This window comes from Risungbinella massiliensis, assembly GCF_000942395.1.
Classification (GTDB): Bacteria; Bacillota; Bacilli; order Thermoactinomycetales; family Thermoactinomycetaceae; genus Risungbinella; species Risungbinella massiliensis.
Window position 1 is genome coordinate 654,654 of the sequence record NZ_LN812102.1, and the last position, 14,967, is coordinate 669,620.

General features: G+C 37.4%; 17 protein-coding genes and 5 pseudogenes. 5 read left to right on the top strand and 17 right to left on the bottom strand.

Features of this window, described 5'->3' with window-relative positions; all coding sequences use genetic code 11:
• The first annotated feature begins 167 nt into the window (after nt 1-167).
• Entirely contained in the window at nt 168-683 is a 516-nt protein-coding gene (locus VJ09_RS03725; RefSeq protein WP_044640301.1) for a hypothetical protein, read from the top strand.
• Here VJ09_RS03725 and VJ09_RS03730 read toward each other — a convergent pair.
• The 10 genes and pseudogenes from VJ09_RS03730 to VJ09_RS03770 form a co-directional block, all read right to left on the bottom strand.
• Nucleotides 658-1,776, bottom strand: a pseudogene (locus VJ09_RS03730) (IS3 family transposase). The gene VJ09_RS03725 and the pseudogene VJ09_RS03730 overlap by 26 nt on opposite strands.
• Nucleotides 1,777-1,996: 220 nt before the next feature.
• Nucleotides 1,997-2,887: an aldo/keto reductase gene (locus VJ09_RS03740; RefSeq protein ID WP_044640303.1), complete on the bottom strand. Its 891-nt coding sequence runs from the start codon at nt 2,885-2,887 to the stop codon at nt 1,997-1,999.
• Nucleotides 2,888-3,142: 255 nt separating this feature from the next.
• Nucleotides 3,143-3,859, bottom strand: a complete 717-nt coding sequence (locus VJ09_RS03745) for an SDR family oxidoreductase (protein ID WP_044640304.1) — start codon at nt 3,857-3,859, stop codon at nt 3,143-3,145.
• 96 nt (nt 3,860-3,955) lie between these two features.
• A pseudogene (locus VJ09_RS03750) lies at nt 3,956-4,465 on the bottom strand (type 1 glutamine amidotransferase domain-containing protein).
• A 74-nt stretch (nt 4,466-4,539) separates the two neighbouring features.
• A complete protein-coding gene (locus tag VJ09_RS03755) occupies nt 4,540-4,944 on the bottom strand; it encodes a dehydroquinate synthase/iron-containing alcohol dehydrogenase family protein (RefSeq protein WP_325063589.1) in 405 nt (134 codons plus the stop codon).
• A gap of 16 nt (nt 4,945-4,960) precedes the next feature.
• Nucleotides 4,961-5,604, bottom strand: a pseudogene (locus VJ09_RS03760) (NmrA family NAD(P)-binding protein); the annotation flags it as partial.
• A gap of 69 nt (nt 5,605-5,673) precedes the next feature.
• Nucleotides 5,674-5,859: pseudogene (locus tag VJ09_RS17960) on the bottom strand (glucose-6-phosphate isomerase); the annotation flags it as partial.
• Nucleotides 5,860-5,983: 124 nt separating this feature from the next.
• A complete protein-coding gene (gene zwf / locus VJ09_RS03765) occupies nt 5,984-7,438 on the bottom strand; it encodes a glucose-6-phosphate dehydrogenase (RefSeq protein ID WP_044640306.1) in 1,455 nt (484 codons plus the stop codon).
• A 96-nt stretch (nt 7,439-7,534) separates the two neighbouring features.
• Nucleotides 7,535-7,696, bottom strand: a complete 162-nt coding sequence (locus VJ09_RS18325) for a hypothetical protein (RefSeq protein ID WP_154662339.1) — start codon at nt 7,694-7,696, stop codon at nt 7,535-7,537.
• 422 nt (nt 7,697-8,118) lie between these two features.
• Complete coding sequence (locus tag VJ09_RS03770; RefSeq protein ID WP_044640307.1) at nt 8,119-8,484, bottom strand: transcriptional activator HxlR; 366 nt, start codon at nt 8,482-8,484, stop codon at nt 8,119-8,121.
• Between the two features lie 204 nt (nt 8,485-8,688).
• On the opposite strand from VJ09_RS03770, the gene hxlA reads away from it, so the two are divergent.
• The 3 genes and pseudogenes from hxlA (at nt 8,689) to VJ09_RS17965 (ending at nt 10,320) form a co-directional block, all read left to right on the top strand.
• On the top strand, nt 8,689-9,321 hold the full coding sequence (gene hxlA, locus VJ09_RS03775) for a 3-hexulose-6-phosphate synthase (protein WP_044640308.1): 633 nt from the start codon (nt 8,689-8,691) through the stop codon (nt 9,319-9,321).
• A gap of 8 nt (nt 9,322-9,329) precedes the next feature.
• Complete coding sequence (gene hxlB, locus VJ09_RS03780) at nt 9,330-9,887, top strand: 6-phospho-3-hexuloisomerase (RefSeq protein ID WP_044640309.1); 558 nt, start codon at nt 9,330-9,332, stop codon at nt 9,885-9,887.
• A gap of 52 nt (nt 9,888-9,939) precedes the next feature.
• Nucleotides 9,940-10,320, top strand: a pseudogene (locus VJ09_RS17965) (Gfo/Idh/MocA family protein).
• A 78-nt stretch (nt 10,321-10,398) separates the two neighbouring features.
• On the opposite strand, the gene VJ09_RS03790 reads toward VJ09_RS17965, so the two are convergent.
• Both VJ09_RS03790 and VJ09_RS03795 read right to left on the bottom strand, forming a co-directional pair.
• On the bottom strand, nt 10,399-10,578 hold the full coding sequence (locus VJ09_RS03790; protein ID WP_052807201.1) for a hypothetical protein: 180 nt from the start codon (nt 10,576-10,578) through the stop codon (nt 10,399-10,401).
• On the bottom strand, nt 10,575-11,162 hold the full coding sequence (locus VJ09_RS03795) for a TetR/AcrR family transcriptional regulator (RefSeq protein ID WP_044640311.1): 588 nt from the start codon (nt 11,160-11,162) through the stop codon (nt 10,575-10,577). The genes VJ09_RS03790 and VJ09_RS03795 overlap by 4 nt, the downstream gene beginning before the upstream one ends.
• A 187-nt stretch (nt 11,163-11,349) precedes the next feature.
• Here VJ09_RS03795 and VJ09_RS18945 point away from each other — a divergent pair, with 187 nt between their 5' ends.
• Nucleotides 11,350-11,475 (top strand): hypothetical protein, encoded by a 126-nt coding sequence (locus VJ09_RS18945; protein WP_267904257.1) that lies wholly within the window; start codon nt 11,350-11,352, stop codon nt 11,473-11,475.
• A 94-nt stretch (nt 11,476-11,569) separates the two neighbouring features.
• Here VJ09_RS18945 and sigF read toward each other — a convergent pair whose 3' ends face one another.
• The 5 genes from sigF to VJ09_RS03815 all read right to left on the bottom strand — a co-directional run bounded on the left by sigF (nt 11,570) and on the right by VJ09_RS03815 (nt 14,918).
• Nucleotides 11,570-12,346 carry an RNA polymerase sporulation sigma factor SigF gene (gene sigF, locus VJ09_RS03800; RefSeq protein WP_044640312.1) on the bottom strand — a complete coding sequence of 259 codons (777 nt, stop codon included), beginning with the start codon at nt 12,344-12,346 and terminating at the stop codon, nt 11,570-11,572.
• Between the two features lie 10 nt (nt 12,347-12,356).
• Complete coding sequence (spoIIAB, locus tag VJ09_RS03805) at nt 12,357-12,815, bottom strand: anti-sigma F factor (protein WP_044640313.1); 459 nt, start codon at nt 12,813-12,815, stop codon at nt 12,357-12,359.
• Nucleotides 12,812-13,159, bottom strand: coding sequence for an anti-sigma F factor antagonist (gene spoIIAA / locus VJ09_RS03810; RefSeq protein ID WP_044640314.1), 348 nt, complete (start codon nt 13,157-13,159; stop codon nt 12,812-12,814). The genes spoIIAB and spoIIAA overlap by 4 nt, the downstream gene beginning before the upstream one ends.
• Nucleotides 13,160-13,421: 262 nt before the next feature.
• Nucleotides 13,422-13,598 (bottom strand): hypothetical protein, encoded by a 177-nt coding sequence (locus tag VJ09_RS18680; protein WP_187118678.1) that lies wholly within the window; start codon nt 13,596-13,598, stop codon nt 13,422-13,424.
• A gap of 204 nt (nt 13,599-13,802) precedes the next feature.
• Nucleotides 13,803-14,918 (bottom strand): D-alanyl-D-alanine carboxypeptidase family protein, encoded by a 1,116-nt coding sequence (locus VJ09_RS03815; RefSeq protein ID WP_407689984.1) that lies wholly within the window; start codon nt 14,916-14,918, stop codon nt 13,803-13,805.
• Between the last annotated feature and the right edge of the window lie 49 nt (nt 14,919-14,967).

Here is a 14,967-nt window from a genome sequence, read left to right on the forward strand (position 1 = left end):
TAATAATTATTTATGAGGTGGAAAAATGAGAGATGGGAATAAATCTGTTTTCCAGATAAAAAAATATACATAATGGATAATCATAAAGGGCTTTTTATATTTGAGAATTAGCAAAAGTAAATTCATGGATTAAACTTAATTCTACTCTGTTTCATGTAGATGCTCACTTGGATGATTGTCCTTTTGTCTTAGAGGATAATCCAGAATACTCTGATATACAAGAATTAGAAGCTTTAAAAGTATTTACAAAAGAGTTTGTTACTTACGATACATTTATTTGGCCTGCTTTTGGTAGAGGAACAATAAATAATATAATTTACGTTTCCAACTTTTTTGATGATCCATTTAATGAGCGAACACGGAATCTTATAAATAATAGAATTTACGAGGGAATAAGAGTTAGGTCAATTCCAGAACTTAAGGAAGTAATAGAATTTGATATTGTCGAACCTTTTATACAAAACAACTCTCTAATTCTTAACCTGGACTTAGACTTTTTCAATGAGGAAGATCACTTCAATGATTATTCTAAGTTGAAACCTGATAACGAAGTTATTGATTCTCTTACCTACTTAAAAAATCTATATAATTGGGATTTAATTACAGTAGCACTTTTGGTATTAGGTCAAGAAAGTAGACAGAAAAAAACGAGTCTTGTTATGCAGCAGAGCTGTATTTCTTGAAGTACATACGTTCGTAGTCAATGGATGAGTGAATTCTTTTACGGTTGTAGAAAAATTCGGTGTATTCAAATATATCTTGTTTCGCTTGTTTTCTAGACAGGAAGCGGGAAAGATACACCAGTTCTTTCTTCAATATACTGTGAAAGGATTCAATGCACGCATTGTCATAGCAGTTTCCTTTACGACTCATACTTCCTTCCAATCCATACTGTTTCAGTCTTTTTTGGTATTCATGCGAAGCATATTGACTTCCACGATCAGAATGATGAAGTACTAGTTTTTTGGCTTCTGTTGTTTGTACGCACGATCTAAAGCAGTCAAAACAAGCTCTTTAGTCATTCGGTTGTCAGCATGCCAGCCAATAATTTTACGAGAGTAGAGATCCATCACACTTGCAACATACACCCAGCCTTCCTGAGTAGGAACATAGGTAATATCTGCTACCCATACTTGATTAGGTTTTTCTGTGCTAAACCGCTGGTTTAGCGTATTTTCATGAACAGGTAGGGTTTGTACTTCTTAACTGTACGAGAAACCAGTTCATGCTCTCTCATAATCCTGGCAACTGTCTTTTGAGATACGCAAATCCCTTTTGTTTTTAGCTGTCGAGTAATTTTAGGGCTACCATACAGCCTTCTGGAATCAAGAAACAGATGGTGGATTTGCTTCACTAACTTTTTTCTGCGCTTCTTCTGCTCGCTTTCGGGACGGTTCAGCCATTTGTAAAAACCGCTTCTAGAAACTCCCATTACCTGACACATCTTCTGTACACGGAACTCGAAGCGGTGTTCATATATGAACTCAAAAGTTAGCCCCGGTCTTTTGCGAAGATGTGCATCGCCTTTTTTAAAATAGCATTTTCCTCTTCAAGGTCACGAATTCGTTTCTGTAAGTCTCGTAAAGCCTTGTCTTTTGGCTTCAGGTTTCCGCTTCCGCGGAAAGCGTTGTTTTTATCCGTTTTATATTGCTTAATCCAGTGATACAACGTTTGAATAGAGACATCTAAATCCTCTGCTGTTTGAGCAACAGATTTTCCTTGCTCCAACACTAACTGAACAGTTTGAATTTTAAACTCCTTGTCATACTTTGACATCACGATCACCTCGAATGATTTGGTCTTATTTTGTCATTCTCAGCTCGTCTTGTCTACTTTTTAGTCTATCATCAATAGGGTTTTGATGCGAGAATAATTCGGTAAGGATATTAAATTTCCCCGATAAAAAAACTGTATGGAATAAATTCTACACAGTTTTTTTGAAATTCCTATTAGATTGTCAGCAACTCCAACAAGAGTCCTTTTTTAAAGTGAATTTTCAAATAATATCCAATGGCATTTTCCTAGTAGGTTTAGGAAATACTTGATCAATTCTACTGAGATCTTCTTCAGTAAACTCAAAAGTTGCTGCTTCAGCATTTGCTAAAACATGATCAAGTTGAACCGCTTTTGGAATAGCGATAACGTTATTCGAACGGATGGTCCAAGCAAGAGCGATTTGTAATGGCTGGACATTGTATTTGTCAGCAATATCATGAATTGCTGGATCGTTTAAAAGCTGTCTTCTTAAAGAGCCTCCTTGAGCAAGGGGACTGTAGGCCATGATTGGCATGTTATGTTCACGCTGCCATGGTAAGAGATCGAAGTCGATTCCTCTTGAACCTAAATGGTATAGCACTTGGTTCGTCACACAATTTTTTCCATTCGTAGTGTTCCATAGCTCTCCCATATCAACCGTGTCAAAATTAGAGACGCCCCATCTTAAAATTTTCCCTTCTTCACGTAGTTTTTCCATTCCTTCAATTGTTTCCTCTAAAGGAACACGTCCTCTCCAGTGGAGAAGATATAAGTCCAAGTGGTCTGTTCCGAGTCGTTTTAAGCTGTTTTCACATGCTTTTGAAATCATATCTAAACTTGCATGATGGGGATACACTTTTGAGACTAAAAAGACTTCATTTCTGCGTCCTCTAATGGCTTCGCCAACTAAGCGTTCAGAGTCGCCATTTCCGTACATTTCAGCAGTGTCAATAAGTTTCATACCCAATTCTAAGCCGAGCTGCAAGGCTTTTATTTCTTTGTCTCTCACTTGGGGATTTTCCCCCATGTACCATGTTCCTTGTCCTAAACTAGGTAAAGAAGTGCCGTCAGGCAGAGTTACCACGTGTTTGGCTAATGCATTTTTAATTTCCTCTTTTTTCTTTTCATCCATTAGGCTCGACCCTTTCTTTTATGTATTTGGGTATCATAGAAGTAGAATGTTAACATCTCTTAGAATAAAGTCGCATATATTTAGAATTCCCAAAAACCAACAAAATCCTTCTTTGTTGCATTATATGGCTATTTCTGCTTCCAACTGTGCAAAAAAACAAAGAAGTGAGGTTGGCCTATAAGTGTCAAACACTTTGAGTCATCCTCACCACTTCTATTCTAAATCAATTTATCAATCGACTTTGATATCAATGGATTAGATCAGATGAGCTCCTCCATCGATAAGAACCGATGTGCCAGTTGTAAACCCATTTTTCGCTAGGTAAACATAGGTTTCAGCTATATCTTTAGGTTGAGCAACACGTCCGACAGGTAATTGCTTAGCTATTCCATGGTACATATCTTGTCTTTGATCTTCTGGCATTCCGCCGTAAAGAGGAGTGTCAACGATACCAGGTGATACCACGTTTACTCTGATAGGTGCCAGGTCTACTGAAAGTCCTCGTACTAATCCATCGATTGCTGAATTAATGGAAGCTAGAGTCGTTGCACCTTGAGGAGGACGCACACCATATACACCGGAAGTTAATGTAATAGAACTTTCATTATTCAAGTATGGAAGAGCAGCACGAACCGAAATATACTGCCCCCAGAACTTACTATCAAAAGCCTCTCTTACGGTTGCAACAGGCAGTTCGCTAAAGTGACCCATAACTCCTTCACCTGCAGTAACCACCAGGTGATCAAATTTCCCAACCTTCTTGAAAAAGTCTGCAACCTTTTCCTCGCTGCGAAAGTCGATTTCATAGCCTTCTACGTTACCACCAAGCTTCACTTTTGCGTCAGATAATTTTGAAGCAGAACGGCTAGCAATAATGACTTGAGCGGATTCATCGAGAAACGCCTTAGCAGCGTCTAAACCAATACCAGATGTACCTCCTAAAACAACCACTCTTTTTCCTTTTAATGACAACGTCATAACCTCCTTTATTCATATGTTTAACCAACTTGCGGATTCTGATTAAATAATCCGCAAGTTAGAAATATTTACGTTATTACATCAGCATTATTATGTAGCTAAAAGTTTTAGTGATTCACGATTAAATGCTGGAATATCTTTTGGTTCTCGACTTGTTACAATATTTTTGCTGATAACAACTTCTTCGTCTTTATAATTTCACCAGTATTTTTCAAATCGTTGCGAATGGATTTAAAGCCAGTGATGTCGACACCTTTTAAAAGGGCTGTATCGATTAACACTTGTGGTCCATGACAAATGGCAAAAACGGGTTTTTCGTCTTGGATAAATGATTTTGCAAATTCCCCAAAACGATCGTCTTCACGCAATAAATCGGGAGAGAATCCACCAGGGATAAACAGTGCTCAAAGTCTGCAGGATGAACTTCATCAATGGATTTATCAATTTTTACGGTTATGCCTTTTTTACCAGTTACTTCGTTACCTGATTGTTTGTCAATCGTGATAACTTCATGACCAGCTTCTTTAAAGGCTTGTGCTGGTTCAGTGTACTCACATCTTCAAATAGGTTTGTTATAAGTGTAGCGATTTTTTTGCTCATGTTCATTAACCTCCTTAAAATCATAGAACAGAAGTAAAAATATTCATTTCCGTACCATGTTCTGATTATCTTCATTAGAAGTTGATTTTATTCCCGTTATAAGCCGCAATATAGATTTTTTTCATATCCTCTACTGATACTTCTCTTGAATTCGATGGAGTACATGGATCTTCAACAGCTCTTGCTGCCATCTGGTTCAGATGTTTTTCAAATCCTGTTTTTTTAACAACAAATTCCTTTAGTGTTAATGGCAGATTCAAAGATTTATTTATACCACGGAGGAGGTCTGTTAACGAATCGATCAGTTCGTCATCCGTTGTTCCGTTTAAACCAAGCATCCTTGCGATATCAGCATATCTTGAGCTTTCAGCATTTCGATTAGAGTCAATAACATACGGCAGATAAAGGGCATTTGCTGTACCGTGCGGAATTGTGCACCCATTAGTTCTAGTACATGGTTCACCTTCTATCGAGAAAATCGTTTATTGACTATACTTAATTCTCTGGTTGAGAGATTTGACTCACAATTTGGCTCAAAGCTTCGCTGATTGGGGAAACTGGACGACCAAGAACTTTTTCTAAATCATTTCTCTCAAAATCCAGTGTGCCTTCTCGTATGCTTTTTTGGATGTCAACAAGTATAGGAATAACAAAATCTGGTATGCCAGCATTTTTCATAATATCAGCATAAGTGGCATCATCAACCTGTTGCACAGTTACTTCTTTCCCTAGTACACTGCCAAGAAGAGATACGAATTCTTCTTGGGCAATGACCTACCAGAAAGCTTGTAGATTGTATTTTCGTGCCCGTTACCAGATAGTACCTTTACCGTAGCTTCTGTATAATCTTGTTGTAGTGCCCAACCTACCCTGCCGTCTCCTACTGATGTGACCCAAGGAGCTCCTACTAAAACACCCTGAATGGTAGGAATTTCATTCTCCAAGTACCAGTTATTACGTAAGAAGGAGTAAGGTATGCCTGTTTTCAAGATTGCTTCTTCTGTTGCCTTATGGGTTGGAGCAAATAAGTTTTTACTTTCCGTTGCATTCACTAAACTGGTATACGCAATGAATTTAACTCCAACACGCTCAGCCGCAGCTACCGCATCGATATGTTGACGAATTCTTTTTTCATTGTCTAAGGTTTTATTCCAAAAATATGGTTTTTGGTAATAATCTTTTTATTAATACAAAACCAATCAGATAAATTATTTTGATAAACGCTCCATGAGAGTAGCTTTTTCTGCTTCAAAACCAGGTTTGTCAAGTAAAGCAAACATATTCTTCTTGTATGCTTCGACTCCAGGCTGGTCGAATGGGTTAACTCCTAACAGATAGCCACTAATCCCACATGCCTTCTCAAAAAAGTAATCCATCTCACCGTAAGTTCTTTCCTAAATTTAGACCCATTTTTCCTAATCCAATTAATCCGACCTTCATCATTACTCCTCCTTGAGTATTTATTTTTTGAATTTTTCATCTATAGCGTAATGGATTCAAAGTATAATCATAATTCTTTTACCACCATCTATAACCATCCTCTTCCAATAATTGATGAGCAGCTTCTGGTCCCATCGAGCCAGATTGATACGAATGAAGTGGAACACTATTTTCCTCAAATGTCTCTAAAATAGGCTGTACCCATTTCCAAGATAATTTCACTTCGTCCCAATGAGCAAAGAAGGTAGAATCTCCACGCAGAGCATCAAATATTAAGAGTTCATATGCTTCGGGCACGTCTTTTTTATTCGCTGAAAAATCAACAACAATAGGTTCTAATTTTCCATTTATCGGATTTTTACTATTTAACTGCAACGAAACACCTTCATTTGGACTTACATTAATAACTAATAGATTGGGTTCAGCATTTTGAATTTCATTGGTATACAAATTCTTTAATGGGTTTTTGAATTCAATCACAATCCGCGTTAATTTTTCCGCCATTCTTTTTCCTGTCCGGATATAGAATGGTACCCCGTCCCAAAAGGAATTATCAATCCATAGACGAGCAGCAACGAATGTATCGTTTTTAGAAGAAGCCTCAACGCCAGGTTCTTCTAAATATCTGACTACTGGTGAACCGTTTATTTCACCTGATCCATATTGGCCGCGAATGACGTGAATACCTACAGTATTTTTTTGTAATGGTCTCAGAGATTCCATAACTTTTCTTTTCTCATTACGGATATTTTTTGCACTAATCTGTTTTGGGAGATGCATGGCTGTCATCATCAACAGCTGTAGCATATGATTTTGAACCATATCACGAATAGCACCTGCTTGGTCATAATAACCTGCTCTCTCCTCTACACCAACCGTTTCACTAGCCGTGATTTGCACATTGGCAATAAACCGATTGTTCCAAAGTGATTGCAGTACAGGATTGGCAAATTCCAAGACTTCAAGGTTTTGAACCATTGGTTTTCCTAGATAATGGTCAATCCGAAAAATTTCGTCTTCTTCAAAAGCTTTGCTTAATTTTTTGTTTAAATCTTCAGCAGATTTTAAGTCATACCCAAATGGTTTTTCGATAATCAATCGTTTCCATCCCCTTGTCGAACTTAAGCCACTCTTCTTTATATATAAAGCAATTACATCAAAGAATTCAGGTGCAACAGAAAGATAAAACATTCGATTCTCTTCAATACTCTGGTCTTTTTCATTTTGTTGAACGACTTCAACTAACTTCTTATACCCTTCAGCATTCGTGAAATCTAACTGGCAATAACGAAATGCCTTTACAAACTCTTGTTTTTCGGATTTATCATTTATCAAGTGTCTAGAAAAAGTGTATAGCGAGTCTGTTACATGGTTATGAAAATCAACATCAGACATTTCGTCTATTCCTACCCCAATGATCAAAAAAGAATCTGGTAATTTTTGATTCAAATATAAATTAAACAAGGCAGGGTAGATTTTTCGCTTAGCTAAATCCCCAGTTGCCCCAAATAAGACAAACGTCATAGAATCCACTTTTCATTCCTCCCCTTTTTCAAAGCATTTTCAAATAGAAAAATGTCTGATCTTCTTCGTTTTTCCTACAAAACAACAAGGATTTTCGCTATTGCGTTATCCTGCTTTTGGATGTATTCGTTTATTTCTCCCAGCTTGTCCGGTAATAATGATATCTCTTAAATGAGAATGTCCACATTTTGGACAGGCTACATCATTTATGGTGATGGTTAGACATCTTTCGCAAACTTTTCGGTGCTTAGTTTTGAACTTTCCCATGCGGATCTCTCCTTTCGTAAAAATTTATATTATTAAATGAAGTTTCACTTCATCTCACCATGCATGTAGCAGTATTCTCTTAAGGTTTGGAAGTATTCTTTAAGCTCGCTATTACTTGAGCAAAATCAGTATATTACGTATGTTATCCTTTTGAAAGTACGCACTTTATTAATATATAGATACATCGGTATAACATAGTGTTAAAAATAACACTATAAACTTGAATTCAATACCAAGAGTGAAAAGTCAAGGACAGCGACTATAGAAAATTCGCTGCCCTTGGCTTTTTAGTAACTGATTCTTTTATTAAATGGTGTGTTTTCAACCTTATAAATGCGTAGAGATATAAAAAACCACGGACAGTATCTTTATTAAGATAGCTAACCGTGGTTTGTTCGGACCTCTAGGAGACACTCTTTTTTTTACTGAAAAGGCGATTTGTTTTTTGTTTCTTTTTCCAATACATTCTCAATATAATCTTTACCCCAGTCATACATAGCATCCAGAATAGGCATCAGACTTCTTCCATACTCAGTGAGTGAATATTCAACTTTTGGCGGAACGACAGGATAGACTTCACGATGAACAATCAAATGGTCTTCAAGTTCACGCAATTGATTAACAAGCATTCTTTGAGTGATACCAGGCATGAGGGCCTTTAGTTCACCAAAACGTTTGGTTCCTTCTTTTCCTAGATGCCACAATACCAGCATTTTCCATTTTCCACCAATAATCGAAAGAGTCAATTCTTTTTCACAATTAAACACTTTTTCCCCAAGATTCGGCATTTATTTCACCTCCAACTCTGATTATGTCCCATAGTATACTTTTTGTTACTATATGATAAAAAAGTGCATACTATTAATTTAGTAACATTCCCAGTATACTGAGTACCGTACCGTTAGTAAATAGCTATCAATTGGATACAATAACACTGTGCAAAAGAAAGCTATACGGCACAATTATACGATTATATAAGGAGCGAGTAATAAATGAAATTACAATTAGCATTAGACCTTGTAGATATTCCAGGAGCCATTGAATTGGTGAAAGAAGTGGAAGATCATATAGATGTTGTAGAAATCGGCACGCCGGTTGTGATTAATGAAGGCCTCAAAGCAGTAAAGGAAGTGAAAGCTGCCTTCCCTAACTTAACTGTATTAGCTGATCTTAAAATCATGGATGCAGCTGGATATGAAGTTAGCCAAGCATCTGCAGCAGGCGCTGACATCATCACCATTCTTGGTACAGCTGAAGACGAGTCCATTAAAGGTGCTGTAGAAGAAGCAAAAAAACAAGGTAAACAAATCCTTGCTGATATGATCGCAGTTAAAGACATTAAAGGTCGTGCGAAAGAACTGGATGAACTTGGAGTAGATTATATCTGCGTTCACACAGGTTATGACCTTCAAGCTGTAGGAAAAAATTCTTTCGAAGACCTTGCAACCATTAAGAGCGTTGTAAAAAATGCGAAAACGGCTATTGCAGGCGGTATCAAATTAGAAACACTTCCAGATGTGATTAAAGTACAACCAGATCTTGTCATCGTAGGTGGCGGTATCACAAGTAAAGACGACAAAAAAGCAGTTGCAGCTAAAATGCAAGAATTGATTAAACAAGGTTAATTATAACTATGAAAACTACTCAATATTTAGCTGAAGTCGTTCAAGAATTAAGTCGGACAGTCGACTTAATCTCTGACGAAGAAGCAGAGAAGTTGGTTAATAAGATTCTGGAATCCAAAAAAATTTTTGTTGCAGGTGCGGGCAGATCTGGATTTATGGGCAAATCTTTCGTGATGAGAATGATGCACATGGGGATCGATGCTTATGTAGTCGGTGAAACTGTAACAGCAAATTTAGAAAAAGATGATTTGTTGATCATCGGTTCAGGTTCAGGTAAAACGAAAACCTTGGTATCAATCGCTGAAAAAGCAAAAAGTTTAGGTGGGACGGTCGCAGCTGTAACGATTTTCCCTGACTCCACGATTGGAAAATTAGCTGATATTATTATTAAATTGCCTGGATCACCGAAAGATCAATCTGAAAGTGAATATAAGACCATACAGCCAATGGGGTCACTTTTTGAGCAAACGATGTTATTATTTTATGATGCATTGATCTTGCGTTTCATGGAAAAAAAAGGCTTAGACTCTACTAAAATGTACGGCAAACATGCCAATCTCGAATAGAGTGCACTTTAAAAAATATGGAAACAACGTAAAGACCGCATTTATTTCTTTTATGAATTGCGGTCTTTACTGCATATTACTAACTGCTGTTTATTCTCGCACGATTAGTAGAGCAGAAGAATTTGCAAGTAAATATGGAGCAACAAAAATATTTACAAACCTAAAAGAAATGGAGTTTAGTCAAGAAATTGACGCGGTGTACATTGCTACTCCCAATTCATATAACACAGAACAAGCTATTTTATTTTTGTAAAATGGCAAACATGTGTTATGTGAAAAGCCACTGTCTGTTAATGCAACCGAAGTAGCGAGGATGATTCAATCCGCAAAAGATCATAACGCCCTATTAATGGAAGCAATGAAATCACATTACTTCCAGTTGGATAAAGTGAGAGATGAAATAGGTCTTGTATTTCAAAGTGATCATAAGTGAAAAAGTACAAAAAACCCCTACAGCGACTTGTATTATTCTCTTGAGAAAAGCTGCATTCTTGAACTTATCAAACAATAACTATAAATAGGTAACATCCCATAACAAAATAGCTGTACCAGCTTCTAATAAAATAATACTAATGATAAATTCTTTTGAGTCAGTGATGAAAAGTACATTTTTGCCAAAAAACACAAAAAATAAGGTAGCACTTAACCAAACAAACACACCCCATAAGGCTGTAAATAGATATTTTTTCATTTCCCACACTCCCTCTTAGATGGATTACTCAGCCCGATCAATACTTGTTCTAGCTCTCTATAGACCTTTTCCACCGAAAAATCTTTGGACAACAAAGCTTGTATTGCCAATCCATCTACTATCGCATTCAACAAGATCCCCCATGTTTCAAATGAAACTCCTTTGATCGGTGTTGGAGACCATATTTTCGTTAAGTGCTTAGAAAGAGCTTCATTTTCTTTCTCCAAAATATCTCCAAGTTGTTCTTTTATTTTCTCGTTATGAAAGCCTGATACCACTAATGTAAGAAATAATTTGTGAAAAAAAGAATCAGAGGAACAACGACTTTTTGCCGACTCAAATGCTTGTTTTATAATATTTTCATTATGATGTGACAATTCACTCCAAGAACGATCACAAATATCTCTCACAATCTCTAACAATAATTGTTCTTTCGTACGAAAATGATAATAGATGGTTCCCTGGGTAACTCCTCCTGCTTCCGCAACCGCCTTTAACGTAAACTTTTCAATTCCCTTCTCAACGAGACATTCTTTGGCATACTCGATTAACTCATTTTTACTTATCACATTTGGTTTTGCCATTTCTGACTCTATACCACCCTTGTTAGTTATTCAACTGACTAACTATTTTCAAAGACATATTATCAGTTATATTGAACAATTTCAATTAGTTATTCCCTTCCATTCACTTATACTAGATAACTCCGCACAAGCAAACTACAAACCTTGTTCATACGTTAGAGAAAATAGACATAAAGGAGGCATCTCTATGTTTGGTGGATTTGGAATTGGTATTATCTTTAAGCTGATTTCCTTTATCATTATTTTTTGTACTAAATTTTTCAAATTCGGAAAATTTGGATTTGGTGGTTTTCCTTCTCCCTTTGGTTTTTAGAAAAAGCAACCGATCCAAAGTGCTTTAGGATAAGCACTTTGGATTTTTCCTAACAAAAAAGACCACCAACCTTCATGGCTAGTAGTCCTTTTTCTCAAGCGTCCTGCGCCTCATCCAAGATGAGCTCTTCTCTCATTCGTGAGATAATCTTCTTTTCCAACCTCGAAACTTGCACTTGGGAGATACCTAACCTTTGTGCTACTTCTGATTGTGTCTGATCTTTGTAATACCGTAATAAAACGATAAGTTGCTCTCGTTCATTTAGACGATGTATAGCATCTTTTAATGCCATTTTATCAAACCAGGCGGTTTCATTTTCATCAGCAATCTGATCCATTAGAGTAATCGGATCGCCATCGTTCTCGTATACCGTCTCATGGATCGAAGTAGGAGCTCGATTAGCCTCTTGCGCAAAGACTATTTCTTCTGGATCAATCCCCATCGCGTCGGCTACTTCTTGAACAGTAGGTACTCGATTGAGCTTTTTGGAAAGCTCATCTTTCGCTTTTCGTACCTTATTCGCTAATTCTTTCAGGGACCTACTTACTTTGACCATCCCATCATCACGCAAAAATCGTTGAATTTCTCCGATAATCATGGGAACTGCATAGGTCGAGAAACGAACATCATAGGAAAGGTCAAATTTATCAACTGCCTTTAATAAACCGATACAGCCAATTTGAAATAAGTCTTCCGCTTCATAACCTCTCCCCAAAAACCGTTGAACTACTGACCAGACAAGGCGGATATTATGCTTTACAAGACGATCTCGTGCTTGATAGTCTCCCTTTTGGCTTAATTCAATCAGTTCTTTTACTTCCTTGTCTGAGAGTTTGGTATGGCGACTATTGCGTACATCAGATGTCTCCATCAGCAGCCCCTCAATTAACCATTGTCTTTTGTGGGTTTTTCTTTAGTTCTTTAACCAAACTGATCATGGTCCCTTTACCTGGTACAGAATGAATCATTACTTCATCCATAAAGTTTTCCATGATCGTGAAGCCCATCCCTGAACGTTCCATTTCTGGTTTCGAAGTATAAAGAGGTTGTCGTGCCTCTTCTACATCTTCGATCCCAATCCCTTCGTCACTGATCTGAACTCGGAGCTTGTTTCCTTCGATCTCCGCACGAACCGTAACAATACCGTCTAATCGATCTACATAACCATGTATGATCGCATTGGTAACTGCTTCAGAGACCACTGTTTTTATATCGGTAAGTTCTTCTAAAGTGGGATCTAATTGAGAAGCAAACGAGGCTACTGCTACTCGTGCAAATGCTTCATTTTCGGAGCGACTAGCAAATTGCAACTCCATAAAATTGTTTCTTGTACGACTCATGATGCCACCTCACATGCAGAGATTGCTTGTTCCTCATGCTCATATAGATCTAAAATTTTGAAAAGCCCAGACATGTCCATCAGCTTTTGAATGGCGTCAGAGACATTGCAAACTTTCATGCTTCCTCTTGATTCCATTACTCTTTTATATCTGCCTAGGATGACACCTAAACCGGAACTATCCATAAAATGTACGCCAGCTAAGTTTAGCACAAGATGTGAGTCAATCCCTTTTTCCCATTCATGATCTATCGTTGCACGAACTTCTGTAGCTGTATGATGATCGAGTTCGCCTTCCAAGCGTACGATTAATACATGATGAGTGCGCTGCAATTCTACTTGCATAGCCTTCTCCCCTTTCTATTTTTCTTCTTCTCAAATTCATCTCTAGTTCATTTCTATTTATGGCACTTTTTTCCTTCTTGTTTTGTCGAATTGGTTAAAAAAACTAAGTGGTTAGCTAAAAAGAGAACATTAGGAGATACCTTTTTCGTTCGTTGTTATGTGTTGGAAACTTGCTTCCATTGTTTTCACTTTATATAGATTTAGAGCATGACAAAAGAGCTTTGGTAGTTTCACACCAAGCTCTTTTTTCACAATTAGTAACTTATATCAATAGTTCGCCTTTCCAGTCTACCATTGTTATTTCTTTTTTAGACAAATAACACCAATCAATAATTTTTCCTACTAACCTTGGAGTAATCCATGCATCTTCCCATATAGGTGTTAGCACTCTTTTATAACCAATATGTTTATTGCTTAATCCTTCAAATTCTTTACCCATAATTATTATACACAGCTTTATGTTTTGCTTACTTGCCTGTCCAACTTCATAAGCAACTATAAATGAAACCTTCTTTGTACACTATTTTCTCTATGGGTAAAAATACAATATTATTTTAATTGAGATATCTAAACCTAAGCAATTCTTGATAGAAATAATGAAAGAAGCCGTACTTATTTAGTACGGCTTTTCTCTATTCTTAAATCAATTAAGCTGAAGTACATTACGCATCACTTTTTGGAAAGAATCCCAGAGACTCGCTTGCTGGATGTCAGTGTTGCTGATTAGATCTAGTTCTAAAATAATGTTTCCTTGCTTTTTAAACTGTAATTTACCAAGTGGTTCCCCTTTTTTAAGCGGGGTTTTGAGCTCTCGCCACACAATGGTCTTCTCAATATTTCGAGCGTTTTCACCCTTCTTTAGAAGCAGACTAATAGGACGGCTAGCACGGATCTCTACCTGCTCCGGTTCCCCTTTTTCAATGTCTAGCTTCGCGATCAACTCGCCTTTTTTATAAAATGGAACGCTCGTGTATTGATTAAATGCATAATCTAACATCCCTGATACTTCGGCATTACGTGTTTTGGTATCAGGCTCCCCCATCACGACTGCAATGACACGAAGGTTGTTCCGTTTGGCGGTGGCACTAAGACAAAATTTTGCTTCATTGGTAAAACCAGTTTTGAGCCCATCTAATCCTTGATAAAATCGAACTAGTTTATTGGTGTTGACCAACCAAAATGGCTTTTCGGAATCTTTTCTTAGATGATCCTGGTAGATACCTGTGAACTTTGTAATCTCCTCATGTTTAAGAAGCTCACGAGACATTACAGCAATGTCATGAGCAGAAGTATAATGATCAGCTACTGGCAACCCATTGGAGTTAAGGAAATGAGTGTTATTCATCCCTAGCTCTTTTGCCTTCGCGTTCATCATCTCCACAAACCCTTCTTCTGTACCACCTAGATGTTCTGCCATTGCAACGGATGCATCATTGGCAGAACCAAGTGCAATCCCTTTTAACATCTCTTCAACCGTCATCTCTTCACCCGGCTCTAAGAAAATCTGAGATCCTCCCATGGATGAGGCACGGTCACTTACTCGCACTTTGTCTGTCCATTTGATCTTTCCTGTATCGATTGCCTCCATAATGAGAAGCATTGTCATTACTTTCGTGACAGAAGCAGGTGGCATTTTTTCATGACTATTTTTTTCGAACAAGATCGCTCCACTATCAGCATCCATCAAGATAGCTGATCGGGAACTAGGTGCTAGTTCTGTTTCCCTTGGTGCTGCTGCTAAAAGGCTACTCATTGGCATAAACGCCATCACAAATAGACAACTGACAAAAGTCCAGATGCTCATTTTT

Excerpts from the sequence above, each read along its gene's own strand:
- VJ09_RS03740 (WP_044640303.1), bottom strand. The coding sequence starts at position 2,887 with ATGGATGAAAAGAAAAAAGAGGAAATTAAAAATGCATTAGCCAAACAC.
- VJ09_RS18325 (WP_154662339.1), bottom strand. The coding sequence starts at position 7,696 with ATGGGAAAGTTCAAAACTAAGCACCGAAAAGTTTGCGAAAGATGTCTA.
- VJ09_RS03770 (WP_044640307.1), bottom strand. The coding sequence starts at position 8,484 with ATGCCGAATCTTGGGGAAAAAGTGTTTAATTGTGAAAAAGAATTGACT.
- hxlA (WP_044640308.1), top strand. The coding sequence starts at position 8,689 with ATGAAATTACAATTAGCATTAGACCTTGTAGATATTCCAGGAGCCATT.
- hxlB (WP_044640309.1), top strand. The coding sequence starts at position 9,330 with ATGAAAACTACTCAATATTTAGCTGAAGTCGTTCAAGAATTAAGTCGG.
- VJ09_RS03790 (WP_052807201.1), bottom strand. The coding sequence starts at position 10,578 with ATGAAAAAATATCTATTTACAGCCTTATGGGGTGTGTTTGTTTGGTTA.
- VJ09_RS03795 (WP_044640311.1), bottom strand. The coding sequence starts at position 11,162 with ATGGCAAAACCAAATGTGATAAGTAAAAATGAGTTAATCGAGTATGCC.
- VJ09_RS18945 (WP_267904257.1), top strand. The coding sequence starts at position 11,350 with ATGTTTGGTGGATTTGGAATTGGTATTATCTTTAAGCTGATTTCCTTT.
- sigF (WP_044640312.1), bottom strand. The coding sequence starts at position 12,346 with ATGGAGACATCTGATGTACGCAATAGTCGCCATACCAAACTCTCAGAC.
- spoIIAB (WP_044640313.1), bottom strand. The coding sequence starts at position 12,815 with ATGAGTCGTACAAGAAACAATTTTATGGAGTTGCAATTTGCTAGTCGC.
- spoIIAA (WP_044640314.1), bottom strand. The coding sequence starts at position 13,159 with ATGCAAGTAGAATTGCAGCGCACTCATCATGTATTAATCGTACGCTTG.
- VJ09_RS18680 (WP_187118678.1), bottom strand. The coding sequence starts at position 13,598 with ATGGGTAAAGAATTTGAAGGATTAAGCAATAAACATATTGGTTATAAA.
- VJ09_RS03815 (WP_407689984.1), bottom strand. The coding sequence starts at position 14,918 with ATGCCAATGAGTAGCCTTTTAGCAGCAGCACCAAGGGAAACAGAACTA.